The sequence below is a fragment of the Christiangramia flava JLT2011 genome, assembly GCF_001951155.1.
Classification (GTDB): Bacteria; Bacteroidota; Bacteroidia; order Flavobacteriales; family Flavobacteriaceae; genus Christiangramia; species Christiangramia flava.
On sequence record NZ_CP016359.1, the window covers coordinates 59,042 to 74,237 of the forward strand.

7 protein-coding genes are annotated in these 15,196 nt (G+C 42.8%); 5 read left to right on the top strand and 2 right to left on the bottom strand.

The window, feature by feature from the left end:
• Window positions 1-2: 2 nt before the first annotated feature.
• The gene (locus GRFL_RS00265; protein WP_083642450.1) at window positions 3-3,668 is read right to left on the bottom strand and encodes a CheR family methyltransferase; all 3,666 of its coding nucleotides are present in this window, start codon (window positions 3,666-3,668) and stop codon (window positions 3-5) included.
• A 534-nt stretch (window positions 3,669-4,202) separates the two neighbouring features.
• Here GRFL_RS00265 and proC point away from each other — a divergent pair.
• The 3 genes from proC to GRFL_RS00280 are packed head-to-tail and all read left to right on the top strand — an operon-like array spanning window position 4,203 to window position 7,043.
• Window positions 4,203-5,009 carry a pyrroline-5-carboxylate reductase gene (proC, locus tag GRFL_RS00270; protein ID WP_083642452.1) on the top strand — a complete coding sequence of 269 codons (807 nt, stop codon included), beginning with the start codon at window positions 4,203-4,205 and terminating at the stop codon, window positions 5,007-5,009.
• A 30-nt stretch (window positions 5,010-5,039) separates the two neighbouring features.
• A complete protein-coding gene (gene proB / locus GRFL_RS00275) occupies window positions 5,040-5,813 on the top strand; it encodes a glutamate 5-kinase (RefSeq protein WP_083642454.1) in 774 nt (257 codons plus the stop codon).
• 30 nt (window positions 5,814-5,843) lie between these two features.
• The gene (locus tag GRFL_RS00280) at window positions 5,844-7,043 is read left to right on the top strand and encodes a glutamate-5-semialdehyde dehydrogenase (RefSeq protein WP_083642455.1); all 1,200 of its coding nucleotides are present in this window, start codon (window positions 5,844-5,846) and stop codon (window positions 7,041-7,043) included.
• Window positions 7,044-7,115: 72 nt separating this feature from the next.
• Here GRFL_RS00280 and GRFL_RS00285 read toward each other — a convergent pair whose 3' ends face one another.
• Window positions 7,116-11,057 (bottom strand): T9SS type A sorting domain-containing protein, encoded by a 3,942-nt coding sequence (locus GRFL_RS00285; RefSeq protein ID WP_083642457.1) that lies wholly within the window; start codon window positions 11,055-11,057, stop codon window positions 7,116-7,118.
• 152 nt (window positions 11,058-11,209) lie between these two features.
• Between GRFL_RS00285 and GRFL_RS00290 the strand changes: the two genes are divergently transcribed.
• Together GRFL_RS00290 and GRFL_RS00295 are read left to right on the top strand one after the other, a co-directional pair.
• On the top strand, window positions 11,210-13,072 hold the full coding sequence (locus GRFL_RS00290) for a M61 family metallopeptidase (RefSeq protein WP_083645894.1): 1,863 nt from the start codon (window positions 11,210-11,212) through the stop codon (window positions 13,070-13,072).
• A gap of 117 nt (window positions 13,073-13,189) precedes the next feature.
• Complete coding sequence (locus tag GRFL_RS00295; protein WP_083642458.1) at window positions 13,190-15,193, top strand: monovalent cation:proton antiporter family protein; 2,004 nt, start codon at window positions 13,190-13,192, stop codon at window positions 15,191-15,193.
• Window positions 15,194-15,196: the final 3 nt, after the last annotated feature.

Below are 15,196 nucleotides of genomic sequence, written 5' to 3' on the forward strand. Positions count from 1 at the left end.
AATTATTTTTTCAGTTTAAAGAAAAAGGTACTCCCCACGTCTTTCTGGGAGTCTACCCAAATCGTTCCTTCGTGGAGCAGCACAATCTTTTCTACGTGCGCAAGGCCAACCCCGGTACCTTCTATTTCGTTCTGGCCGGGCACCCTGTTGAAAATGGTGAAAATGTTCTTCTGGTCTTCCTTGGAAATTCCTACACCGTTATCCATAATAGAGAACACCCAGTAATTTCCTTCCTCATAAGCCGAGATCCTGATCTCGGGATCGCGATTCTCCGGAACATATTTAATGGCGTTACTGATAAGATTCTGGAATAACAAACGGAGCTCGATCTCGTAACCTTTAAGCTTCGGAAGGTCTCCCACATAAATTTTAGCGCTGGAATCCCTGATGCTCTTCCCGAGGTCATACTTCACGACTTCCACCACCTCGTTCATGTTCACGCTTACCTTCTTGCCGTTCTTCCCAATTCTCGAATGTTCGAGCAGGCCTTTTATCTGTGCCGAAAGCCTGTCAGAAGCATTTTTAATGTATTTCACATAATTTTCGCCTTTCTCATCCAGCTTATCGGCATACATTTTTCCAAGCACGTCACTACCAAATTTGATGGTTGAAAGCGGCTCCTGAAGGTCATGGGAACATATGGAAACAAACTGTTCCAGGTCACGATTCGCGCGTTCCAGGTCAGCTTTCTGCTCCTTCAGTTGTTCTTCGGCATGTTTCAAGGCTGAAATATCCACGCAGGTATAACGAATGGTTTTCAGCTCGTTATTTTCATCCATTTCTCCCGTTGCATTTAGCAGCACCGGCAGGTTTTTATTATTAGCCGTCAGCATGTTTTGATCCATATTGGTAAACTCATTTACCTGGGTCTTTTTCGCCTGCTTCTTGAAATCAGCTATTTTCGTATTCTTTTCAAAGAACTCAAAGATCGGTCTTCCGATGATATCCTCTTTCGTTTCGTAACCCAGCTTCTGAACGGCTTTTCGGTTACACTGCACGACGAGTTTTGTTTTAGGATCCACGCTCAAATGCAATACCGGATCATCTTCATAGAAAGATTTAAAACGCTTCTCACTGGCGATCAGTTTTTCTTTGGACTTCTGAATATTTTCGATATCGATAAAAGTAATCACCACTCCATCGATGTTGTCATTGGAATCCACATAGGGTGAAATTCGCTGAAGGTAATTGCGGCCTTCCCGGGAAACGATATGTTTTTCCTGGGTTTTACCAATTTGAAGCACCTTTTTACAACGCTCCATAAAACTATGTTTACGACTGAGACCGAAACTGGTCGTAAAACTGTCGATAGGACGGCCAATATCCCCATTGATCAGGTTAAAATGCTTCTTGATAGCCGGAGTAAATTTCCGGATCATCAAATCTGAATCCAGGAAGATCACCCCAATATCGGTACTTTTCAGGAGGTTGTTCATATCGGCATTCAGCGCGGCAAGATCATCCATTTTCTGAATGTTCTCGGCATTTACCGTATTGATCTCCTCGTTTACACTCTGCAGTTCCTCGTTCGTAGACTGCAATTCCTCATTGGAAGCAAGCAATTCTTCATTGGCCGCCTGCAGCTCTTCATTGCTGGTCTCGATCTCTTCCATCGAAGTTTGTAGCTCTTCCTTGGTCTTTTTCAGCTCTTCCTCCAGGTTGGCCACATATTCTTTGGTCTGGTTCGACGGACTCACCTTCTGCACCTCTTCGATCTCCTCTACGAGCGTGTCTTTTTCAACAAAAGTGATAATGAAATTGGTTTCTCCATCAATGCTGTGATTTTCCAGCGGTTTGATGATGATATCGGCTCCAAATTTTTCTCCGTCTTCCTTTTTGATCAGCGCATCGCGATAGATCATTCGCCTATGCTCCTTGTTGGCCTTATTCAAGGTAGACTGAACCATATATTTAAGGTCGGATGGCAGCATTTCCAAAAGATTGATGGAAAAACCGCTTACCGGTAAATGCGCATATTTCCTGAATTCGCCCAGCGCATGCAAAATGTTGTAATCTGAATCAACAAAAACCGTTGCGGCTCCGAATTGTTCCAGGATGGCATCATGAAATTCCTGCTGAATTTTCTGCCTGATAGGATTAGAGCGATTTTTAAAACTTTTGCGTTCTCGCGAAGAACGATTTTCCACCAGCCTGGTGTTGCGCATTTCCCCGTTAGAGGTCGCGTGGCTAATGCCGTTCTTGAGCCTTCGGCTGGGTTCGATATTTTTATAGATCTTCCACCTTCTGTCAATTTCAGCAAAAGATTCTTTGTGACTGTGCACGCTTTCACTCGTTCCAAGCACCAGGATCCCCTGTTCCTTTAAAGCATAATGAAGCACATTTATCGCTTTTTTCTGAATGCTGTTCTGGAAATAGATGAGCAGATTTCGGCAAACCACCATGTCCATATTACTGAATGGCGGGTTTTTAATAATATTATGTTTGGAGAAAATCACCATTCTCCTGATCTTTTCCACGATCTGGTAGCTGTGAGATTTGCTTAGGAAATATTTCAGCAGCAGATCTTTGGAAACATCGGCCACAATACTTTCCGGGTAAATCCCCTTACTGCCAATATCCAGATGCGGTTGGGAAATATCAGTCGCAAAAATCTTGATTTCCAGATTTTTATTCTGCTTTTCCATTTCCTCATGCAGGCACATCGCAAAGGAATAGGCTTCCTCTCCGGTGCTACAACCAACATCCCAGACTTTGAGCACTTCCCCATCCTGTTTCTCCTCGATCATCTTCGGAAAAACCTTGGTTCTCAAAACCTGCCATACCTTATCATCACGGAAGAATTTGGTCACTCCAATCAGGAATTCACGGTAGAGTATCTCTACTTCCTCGTCGTTATTCTGAAGGTATTCATGATAATCTGTCAAGGTCTTGCACTTACAGATGTTTACCCTTCGTGCCACCCTCCTTGCGAGCGTGGCATATTTATATTCCCTGAAATCCAGCCCGGCTTTTTCATCGATATAGCTCAGGATCTTATTCAGTTCTTTTTCGTCATATTTTACATCGCCGTCTTCAAAATGAAAAACCGCGGGAGAAGAAAGGAAATTTTTTAATTCGGGTGCCATTTCTTCCACGGGCAGAATATAATCTACCAGGCCTGTGTTGATAGCACTTTTTGGCATTCCGTCGAATTTCGCTTCTGAAGGATCCTGAACCATCACCATTCCATTGTGCTCTTTGATCGCACGCACCCCACGTGTCCCGTCACTTCCGGTTCCGCTCAATACGATCCCGATCGCACGTTCCTCACGCTGCTGCGCCATCGACTCAAAAAACATATCGATTGGAAGGTTTAGCGTCTGGTTCTTAGGCTTATCCCTTAAGATTAAAATATTATCTTCCAGTACCAGGTTATTGGCCGGGGGAATCAGGTAGATCTGGCCACCTTTCACCTCCATCTGGTCAGAGATCTGGACAATGGGTAAATTGGTATTTTTCTTCAATAATTCCCCCATCATACTTTTGTAGTCTGGCGACAAATGCTGAATGACTACGTAAGCATTTTTATCATTCTCAGGTATCTTCTTAAAGAACAATTTCAGTGCTTCTAGACCCCCTGCGCTCGCACCTACAGCCACGATTCTCGGCTGCTCGGTAATATTCTTAGAAACAGGCTTCTTTTGAGTTCCCTTTTTTGTCTTCTCCATTATATAGCAGTAGTTTTCAGGAATTGGTAATAATAAGGAATTATATCCAAAAGGATTACGCCTTCTCAAACTAATTTTGCATGAAACCACATAGTAATTGCAGGTATCCACATTTCTGTTGCACAAAAGTTGCAAAAGCTTAAACCTGACATTCTTGCAGAGAAAATGCGCCAAATCTGCAATGCTTTTTTAATTTTTGAAATTTTCAGAAAAAAATAACATTTCCGGGATTAGGTTTGAAATGCTGGTTAAATAGCGATCAGAATCTAGCAAAGAATTCCTCTGATACCTTCAGAGTCTTCAGGCTTGGGTTTCAAATATTTAGAGAAGTTCAGTTTTCACCCCAATTCCATTAAAATTTCTTAAACACTTTTTAAGGTTTTCTTAGCGATTTCAAGCTGAAATAAATCCTAAATTAAAGCTTGTTCGCCAATTTTGGCTCCTTTCACCTGACTATCGCATGGTGTTTGGACATTCTAGAGCGAATTTGAAAGTTTAGAAAAAACCTAAACAATAAGAACCAAAAAAGAAAAAATGAAAACATTAGTTATTGGAGCAGGAAACATGGGTCTAACGTATGCGGAAGGTATGGCGAAATCGCCAATGCTGGGTCGCAGAAACCTGATGGTTTTTGACAAATCTGCCGATGTGATCGCAAGATTGCGGGAAATGGACCATTTCGATGTGTACGAGAAACTTGAAGACTGTCTTCCACAGGCTGATATGGTATTTATAGCGGTAAAACCTTACCATTGTGAAGAGTTGTTTGAAGAGATGAAACCTATGGTGAATAAAGACCAGATCTTCGTTTCCTTGATGGCCGGGGTGACCATCGCCAAAATTCAGGCGGGATTGAATGCCAGAAAAGTGGTGCGTTCCATGCCCAATTTACCAGCGCAGGTAGGAAAAGGCGTCACTTCTTATACCGAATCTCAGGAAGTTTCAAAAGTAGAATTGCTCATGGTAAGAAACCTGCTTGACACGACTGGGGAATCTATCCATGTTGAGAATGAGAACTTTATTGATGCTTCTACCGGAATTTCAGGAAGTGGGCCTGCATATGTCTTTTATTTTATGAATTCCATGCTGGAAGCCGCTCTGAAAATGGGCTTTTCGAAGAACGATTCCCGTGTACTGGTAAGTCAGACTTTTGAAGGTGCCGTGGAATTGTTCAATCGAAATGATCTTTCTCCAGATACTTGGATGGATCGTGTAGCCTCAAAAGGTGGAACCACGCGAGCCGCACTGGATTCCATGGACGATAATAATGTAAAGGAATTAATTAAAGAAGCTGCCTACGCCGCATTTGATCGAGCGGTAGAACTAGGCGAAGATAAATAACTAAAAAAGAGTTAAACCAAACCATTTAAGATGGATAAGAAAAGAAGAATTGTCGTAAAAGTTGGTACGAACGTGATGACCAACAAAGACAATAGAATTTTAGGACCAATTTTGAAAAGCCTGGTTCGCCAGATCGCCACACTTTATGAAGAAGATGTGCAAACGGTCCTGGTTTCTTCAGGTTCGGCAATTGCCGGAAAAGAAATCCTTGGAGAGATCAATATAAAGGATGAAAGCAAGAGAAGACAGGTGTTTTCATCAGTTGGGCAGCCACGTATGATGCGCCACTATTACAGCATCTTCCATGATTACGGAATGCGTTGTGCGCAGGTGCTGGCTACGAAAAGAGACTTTAGCCCGGGGATTCACAGGGAAAATATGATCAATTGTTATGAATCGTTACTTTCCGAAGGAATTATCCCGATCGCTAATGAAGATGATGCGGTATCGGTGACCATGTCTATGTTTTCTGATAACGATGAACTGGCCAGTCTGGTCGCTGAATTGATTGGTGCGGAAAAACTGATCATTCTGAGTGATACCGATGGTTTGTACACCGGACACCCGGAAGACGACGATTCAGAAAAACTGAACAAAGTACAGGTTGATGAAAACGTGGAAAAATACGTTCAGGAATCAGACAAAGGTGAAGGCGAAGGCCGTGGTGGTATGGAATCCAAGATCAAAATTGCAAAAAGTACCGCTTCCAAAAATATTACCACCTACATCGCCAACGGTAAAAGAGAAAATGTCATTTTAGACATTATGGCCGGAAAGCCTGTAGGTACGAAGTTTACAGCATAAATTAATAACCGAAAAAGAAAGAATTAAGAAATGAAGTTGATAAAATCTGAATTAAAGAATAATGTCCTTAAATCTATGATGAATATCCTGGATAAGAGGCGTAACGAGATCATTGAAGCAAATAAAAAGGACCTTGAGGCTTTCGATCGTGACGATCAGGCAATGTATGATCGTTTAGTGGTTGATGAAAAGAAAGTAGACGGGATGATCCAGTCGGTTCAGGAAGTGATGGAACAGGATGATCCTGTAGGCCAGACGATCGAACACCGAAAACTGGATAGCGGGCTGGATATTACCAATAAAACGGCTCCTTTCGGGAATATCATGATCATTTATGAATCCCGACCGGATGTAACTATTGAAGCCGCGGTTTTAGCCTTTAAAGCGAATAATAAAATCTATCTGAAAGGCGGAAAAGAGGCTATTCATTCTAACAAAATTCTGGAAGAATGCTGGCATGAAGCACTGGAAGAAAACGGTTTGAGCAAGGACTGGATCAAGCTGTTACACCTTAACAGAACTGAAACCCAGGATTTCCTGAAGAATCCGCCTGAGCAATTAGATTTAATTGTACCACGTGGTGGTGAAAGATTGATCGCATTTGTAAAGGAACACGCAACCGGAGCTGTTCTGGTAAGCGGTAGAGGGAATAACTTCCTTTATGTTTCCAAAAATGCCGATTTTGACGTTGCCAAGAAAGTGATGTTGAACGCGAAGATCGATAAGATCTCAGGGTGCAACGCACTCGATAAAGTCTTAGTTGATAAAAATATCGAAGATTACGAAGGAAAACTGAAAGAGCTTCAGGAACTTTTCCGGGATCACAATGTGACTATTCTGGTAGATGAGGAAGTTTCTAAAGTTTTGACCGATGAAGAAAAAATTCCTTCTGAAGACACCTGGTATGAGGAGTTTCTGGCAATGAAAATCGTAATTGGAGCGATTGATGGTTTGGATTCTGCGATCGAGAAGATCAACCAGTATTCCGGAGGTCATTCCGCTTCTATTATCACCAAAGACCGTGACGAGGCGATTACCTTCATGGAACAGGTAGACAGCGCCGCTGTTTATCATAATGCTTCCACAAGATTCACTGATGGTGGACAAATGGGAGTTGGAGCGGAACTTGCGATTTCTACTGATAAATTACATCATAGAGGTCCGTTAGGATTGAAACAGCTGGTTACCAATAAATATTACGTATTGGGCGAAGGCCACGTAAGAGTTTAAATAACAACTGAATATAATTAAAAAAGGCGCCAAAATTGGCGCCTTTTTTTATGAAGGAGTTTTTCAAAGGTGCTATTTCTTAACCACTTTGATCGTTTCCAGTTGTCCAAATGAATTCTGAACCTGTATAATATATAAGCCCGGTAAGTACCCGCTCATATTCAGTTCCAGTTCTGCCGTAGCGTTTTTAACCTGAATTCTTTCAGATGCCAGTAAATTTCCACTTAGACTATAGATATTCAGCTTTGCCTGACCGTTTTTAAAACCTTCCAGACTAATAATTGTTGTAGATTCAACCGGGTTGGGCGTCGCATACAACTCCTGGGTACCTTCGCATTTACCTAAAACGGCCCCTTTCTTCAATAGATTGGCCACCGCGTTTTCAGAAACAAACTGGGTGTGGCCATTGAAGCAAACCTGAACCATATCAGGATTGTTCTTGCCATTATCAGCCGACTCAAATAAGGAGAACCGGGCAGAGACAGCAAAGTGATCAGAAGCTGTAGAGCCGTAATCTGCCGTGTAAAGGTCGTAACGCACACTGGCACTGCCTTCTACATAATTATCAGAAAGCTCATCAGAGATCATAATGTGATCAATAATATCAGAATAATTCAGGGTTGAATTAAAACCTTCTTCACTAAGTCTGCGGGTGACAAACTCGTAATCTTCTGAATTAATGAATTCATAGTAAGACGATGCTGTGGCATAGGTGTCTGCAATGGTCTGGTCGATATCATCATTGAAATCACCAAGAACCATCAGGTTACTGCCAGCATAATACGTATCCAGGCTATCTTTTAAAACTTTATTATCAAACTCTCTTCTTTGATAATCTTCTGCACTGGAACCAGATTTGGCGTGGATGACTACAAAGTCGTAGTCTTGAGACTGGCCATCCAGAGTTACCGTAGTTTCAATCAAAAATGGCAATCTCCCACTGGACCAGAATTGATCTGCATCGCCAGTTGGATAACTTGCATCGGTGATAAAGGAACGGTCATCACCATTATAATAGGGGTGAATACTTTCCAGTAAAACTTTAGATTCTTTTACATCTATCACATCAGTTTTATAGATAAAACCAATTCGTTGCGTTCCAAACTCCGGATCATTGCTATTAGGATAGGATACAGCATCTGAAAGAATAAAATCATAACCCTCTAATTCCGAAACCATTTCCGCGAATAATTCCACATTTACCACTTCTTCCACTGCGATGAGATCAGCATTCAATTCAATAATTCTGCTTTTTACTGCTTCCTTCTGAATGGCTTCTGGTGCCGGGGCGCTGTTATTTTTATAAAATCCGAAGAATTCCAGGTTCCAGGTTACAACATCCAGTGTTTGGTCATAGGAAATATCCAAACCATTGTCACCATCAAATTTCTCCAGACAGCTGAAATCGTCGCTAGATCTCGGAATTATATTAAAATACACATCTGCGGCAATTCCCGTCACACTACTGCAACTTTCCGGAATAACTCCATACAGCAGGTCTTTGGTATCATGATCGATCCTTAAGTCTCCATCTCCACTGGCATCTGAAATCCTGAAATTCTCACCACCTCTTACCAGTTTTCCAATTTCTTCTTCTGCAAACTGGATGTTGGAAACCTGTACCAGCTGATCTGGATATTGATCTAACTCGTTCAGGCTAATTTCCTTTGGAACAATTGGCTGCGTTGCTTCGCCCAGATCCATAATTTCAATAGCGCTTACCAATTCCACCTGCTCGAAATAGGTGGTTTTTATAGCGGTTAATTTGATAGAATCACCAATTTTAAAGTTTTCGTTTTCAAATATGTTCTCATCATAGATCGCTATCGCCCCGTTCTTATCCTGGATATACGCAGGCCCGCCAATTTCATTCACCACGGTAAAAGTTCCGGCGACGGTTACGATCTGCTCATCGGCTTTTTCCCTCGCCTCGGCGATGGAAATGATTTTCTCGGGTTCTGAAGTGGGTTCTCCAAAAGATTGTCTGGAATTTACACTTCCAAAAGTATTAGGCACAGGTCCAATCCAGATAAAATCTTCATACACTTTACCAGTTCCCTGCAGTTGTAAAGAGTATTCCACAGGTCCTGGTTCAGTCACGGCAATATCTGTACTTTCCAATCCCGCTGCAGGACCGCTTGTCGCCACGAAGCTGCCTTCATAGCTTAGAAACTGAATTACATTTCCTTCCGGATTGATCAAAGCCAAACCGTCTGGCGCTCCATTCTGAATACCTGAAACTTCAAAACTCAAAGTTCCGTAGCCATTATCCTGATTTGGTAAAACTCCGGAAAGGTTTTCAGTTTTATAAACATCCCCACCATTCCCATTGTAGAAAGCAATGCTGTAACCAGTGAGATCCAGGCCGGCAGTTCCGGCTACTTCGATCCCCTCACCAACATCGCCTCCGCTATTGTCGTAGTGTAACTCGTTTACAAAAAGCACCGGTACTGGCTGAACAAATTTCTGGTTGGTATTGACTGCCCCAAAAGTATTGGTAATGGGACCCGTCCAGCTGAAATCTTCGTAATAAGAACCTTCACCTGCTAATTGCAAAGAATAGCCTGCGCTGTTATTTCCCGGTTCAGCAACCCCAATATCGGTACTTTCCATACCGGCTGCAGGACCTTCTACCGCGGTAAAAGTTCCTTCATAACTTAAAAACTGGATCACCGCACCATCCGGATCTACTAAAGCCAACCCGTCTGGAGCACCATTCTGGATTCCCGAAACTTCAAAGCTCAAAGTTCCGTAGCCGTTGTCCTGCTCTGATAACGTGCCGCTTAGATCCTGTGATTTATAGATCGCTCCGCCATTGCCATTGTAGAAAACAAGTGTATAACCATTAAGATTCAGCCCTGCCGTTCCAGCAATCTCCACCGCTTCACCGGTATCACTGCTATCATTATCATAGTGCAATTCGTTGATAAAGGCAATTCCGTTCACTGGTTCAGGTTCAGGGTCTACGGTTCCTTCTTCAAATAACTGATTGGTGTTTACTGCTCCAAAAGTTCCCAGTTGTTCTGCCTGCCAGCTAAAGTCTTCATATTTCAATCCCTGCCCGCCCAATTGCAGGGAAGAATTAAATTCTGATCCCGATTCTTCGACGCCAATATCGGTACTGGTCATCCCGCTTGCTGGGCCATTGGTAGCGCTAAAGCTGCCCTCATAGCTCAAAAACTGGAGAACATTCCCGTCTGGGTCTACCAGGGCCAACCCATCTGGTGATCCATTTTGAAACGAACCTGGATAGATCACTGTAAACCCGTAACCAGATTGTTCATCAGCCACTATCCCACTTAAATTTTCAGTTGAATAGCTTGCTCCGTTGGAGCCGTTATAAAGCACCAGGGAATAACCGGAAAGATCGGTTCCTGCAGTCGCGACTATTTCAATAGCTTCGCCGGTATCAGTTCCGGCATTGTCATAATGAATTTCGTTGATGAAAACGATTGGTTGAACAGTCCCCAATTGCTGGTTGGCATTCACCTCCCCAAAAGTTGAAGCCAATTCGGTTTGCCAGGTAAAATCAGTATATTCTGTTCCTTCACCACCTAGCTGCAGGGAGAAATCGGCAGGTGTGCTGCCTGACTCTTCCACTCCTATTTCAGTGCTCATCATTCCATCAGCAGGACCTCCAACCGCCATAAAAGCAGCTTCATAGCTTAAAAACTGGATGACATTATCGGCATTATCGATCAGGGCAATTCCATCAGGACCATTCTGAAAGCTGCTTGGAGAAACGACGATATATCCGAAACCAGTACCGGAATCTGGAATGATTTCAGTTAAAGTTTCCGTAGCATATTCTGTACCGCCGCTTCCGTTGTACAGCATTAATTTCCAGCCCGTAAGATCGGTCCCGGCCGGCCCGGCAATTTCAATCCTTTCATTCGTATCACCGCCCGCATTATCATAATGAATTTCATTGATGAAAACAGTTTGGGCAAAGCCTAAATTGGTTGATAGTAAAAATCCCAAAAATATCAGGAGGTAGGGTAATTTTTGTTTCATGCGTTGTTTTGTTTTTTTCCAACCGCAATTAACTGAATATTATAAGATTATACATTATGCTTTTATTAACAAAACTTCAACAATACAAATTCGATTTTCGCGATGTAACTTTTAAGCCTTTCAACAGTCTTATAACTAAACAAAATGAACTTATGAAAAAACTCATTCTGGGACTTGCAACTGCTTCCCTGCTATTTGCCTGTAAAACCCAAAATGTTCAGCTGCCCGAAAAACCTGTTACCGCTCACCTGGACCTCGTAAATGTTTCCAATGATAAAGTTACCGTTACGGTAGATCCGGATAGGTTTACCAAAGACACCACCAGCTTTTTTATTCCCAAGACGGTGCCGGGAACCTATTCTACCGATAACTACGGAAAATTTTCAGAAAACTTCAGAGCCCTTAATTATAAAGGCGAGCCAATGGATTTCAAAAAGGTAGACGAAAATACCTGGATGATCACTAACGCCAAGAACCTGGACAAGGTGGTGTACGAGGTGAATGATTCATTCGACTGGGAAAATGAAGGCGGCACTTATTCTATGGCCGGAACCAACATTTTAAAAGACAAGAACTTCCTGTTGAATCTTCACGGTTTTGTAGGATATTTTGATGGGATGACCGAAAAGAAATATCACCTGGAGATCGAGCGCCCAACCAAGCTTATTCCGGGAACTTCCCTTACTTTAAATGAGAGCGTAACCGGTAATAACCCGGCAATTAGCACCGATATCTTCGATGTAGATCGTTATTTCGATGTGATCGATCACCCGATCATGTATGCCAAGGCTGATACCGCGAAAATTGACGTTCAGGGAATGGAAGTCTTGCTCGACGTGTATTCTCCAAACGGAAAATACAGCGCTCAGGACCTGAAACCGGCTATCGAAAAAATGATCTCTGCTCAGAAAAGTTTTTTGGGTGATATTAATAATACTGATAAATATGCGATCCTGCTATACCTGGCTGAAGATGATAAACCTGATGCGGGTAACTTCGGCGCTTTGGAGCACCATACCTCCACCGTCGTGGTACTTTCAGAATCTATGCCGAAGGAAGCTTTGGAAAATTCGCTCACCGATATTGTTTCCCATGAATTCTTCCACATTATTACGCCGCTAAGCGTTCACGCTGAAGAGATTCATTATTTTGATTATAATGATCCTAAAATGTCAGAACACCTTTGGATGTACGAGGGAGTGACCGAATATTTCGCCAATTTGTTCCAGGTAAACCAGGGATTGATCGATAACCAGGAATTTTATAACCGAATGACCGACAAGATTTCGGTTTCGCAGCGTTTCGACGATACTGTTCCTTTTACCGAAATGAGCAAGAACATCCTGGAAGAGCCATACAAAGACATGTATTATAATGTTTATATGAAAGGTGCTTTGATAGGAATGGCCTTAGATATTCGCTTAAGAGAACTGAGCGGTGGCCAGATGGGAATTCTTGACCTAATGAAAAAACTGAGTGAAAAATATGGTAAAGATCAGCCGTTCAAGGATGAAAACCTCATCCCTACCATTGTGGAACTGACCTATCCTGAAATTCAGGATTTCTTTGATCAGTATGTAACTGGCTCTACGCCGATCCCTTACGAGCAATTCTTCGAAAAAGTAGGACTGTACAAAAAAGAAGTGATGAGCGAAGTTGGTTTCTTTCTCAAAGGCCAGACGCCGTACATCAGGCCCAACCAGGAAACCGGGGAGCTGATCTTCCGCGAGATGGAATTGAATACTTTCCTTAACGATCTTGGTGTGAAGAGCGGCGACATTCTTGTTTCCATTAATGGTACCGCCTATAATCTACAGAATGTCTACGGACTCATCTCTGCTTCCCAGGAATGGAAGGAAGGGAATGATATTACCATGGTCATTAAAAGAGACGGTAAAGAGATGGAACTTTCCGGAAAAATAACTACACCCATGGATAGCCAGGAAAAACTGGTAGAAAACCAGAATGCCGATGGGGTTCAGATGGAATTAAGACATGCTTGGTTAAAAGGTTAATAGATCAAATCTTTTGAAAGCGACTAAGCGGCAGGACTTCCTGTCGCTTTTTTATTTTTATAACATATCTCAAAACTTATCTTATTATCTTTAGTCTCGAACCAAACCAGCCAATTTATGGAAATCCCTATGCTTCAGGATATTGTTGTAATTCTTGGATTATCGATCCTGATAATCCTGGCTTTCCAGCGCCTGAAACTACCTGCGATCCTGGGGTTCTTACTGGCCGGGATCATTGCAGGACCATATGCCTTTAACCTCATCAGTTCCAACCACGAAGTAGAATTACTATCTGAAATTGGGATTATCTTTCTGCTGTTCGTGATCGGGATCGAACTTTCCCTGAAGGGTCTTGCCTCCATCAAAAAGATCATATTCTTAGGCGGGGGTATCCAGGTGGGCGGAACGATCCTCATTACCGCGGCCTTATCCATCTTGATCGGGCTTCCCTGGCAAAGTGCTGTTTTTTTAGGTTTTCTTTTTAGCCTGAGCAGTACCGCAATTGTACTGAAATTGCTTCAGGAAAAAGGGGAAATTACAGCCCCCCACGGGAGAATTGGCCTGGGAATCCTGATTTTTCAGGATATTATCGTGGTTCCCATGATGCTGTTTACACCGCTTCTGGCGGGCGAAACGCCAAATATCCTTTCTACGGTGGCAATTATGGCCATCAAGATCCTTTTGGTTCTCGTGGTGGTTTATATTCTGGCAAGATACATCGTCCCGAAATTACTGGGTTGGGTCGTCAAAACCAGGAACCAGGAACTCTTTATTTTGACGGTAGTTGTTCTCTGTTTCGGGGTGGCGTGGCTTACCTCAACCGTTGGTCTTTCACTGGCCCTGGGGGCATTCTTCGCCGGTTTGATCATTTCTGAATCAGATTACAGTCACCAGGCTACCGCGAATGTGTTGCCATTCCGTGAGATATTCATCAGTTTTTTCTTTATTTCAGTAGGAACACTGCTGAACCTGGATTTCTTTTTTTCCAATATTCTGAATATCGCCTTACTCGTAGTAGGTGTGGTACTGATGAAAATGATCATTCTCGCAGTGACCGTTCTTATTCTGAAGTATCCGCCAAGAACGATGTTGTTAGTACTTTTCAGCCTGTTCCAGGTTGGGGAATTTTCCTTGCTCCTTTCCGGAGTTGGAAAAGATAGCGGCATCATCCCGGAAAATATTTATCAGTATTTCCTCGCCATCTCGATCATTTCCATGGGGCTAACGCCTTTTCTGATTGCCAATGCGGAAAAATTCACCTATGCCATTCTGAAATTACCGATCTCTTCCGCAGTACGAAAACGACTCGAAAACATCAAAAAAAGCTCCAAAGCTGAAGAAGAATTTTCCGAAGACAACCTGCACGACCACCTGGTCGTGATTGGCTACGGAATAAACGGACAAAACATTTCCAAGGCTGCCAAAAAAGCGGAAATTCCTTATGTGATTTTAGATACGAATCCTGAAACTTTTAAAAAGGCCAAGGCCGGTAAAGAACCAATCGTTTTTGGGGATGCAACCAATGCACTCATCCTCAAACATGCCCACATCCAGGAAGCCAGGGTGATCGTGATCGCCATTTCTGATCCTAATGCCACGAAAAAGATCCTTACGAGCATCAGGCAATTCACGCAAACAGCGACCGTGATCGTTCGTACGAGGTACGTGAGTGAGATCGAAGAAGTGATCAGGCTGGGCGCCGATGAAGTGATCCCGGAAGAGTTTGAAACTTCGATCGAGATCTTTACCCGTGTGCTGAAAAAATACCTGGTCCCTTTTGATGAAATTCAGGATTTCACCAATCAGATCCGTTCTTCAGATTATGAGATGCTGACTTCCCTCAAGAAAAAACCGCATTCCCCTGCCCTTGAACATCTGAATATCCCGAACCGCGAAATTGTGACGATCAAAGTGCAGCAGAACAATAAAAAGATCGTGGGGAAAAGTATTGAAAAATCAGGGATTGGGAAGAATTATGGTGTGACCGTGCTCGCCATTCAGCGGGATCGCAGGCACCTTACTGAGATCTCTCCGCAAACTGAAATCCTGCAGGGCGACCTATTGTACCTGTTCGGTCACCCGAACAATATCAATAACCTCAACAGACTCTTATCTTTTTAATGC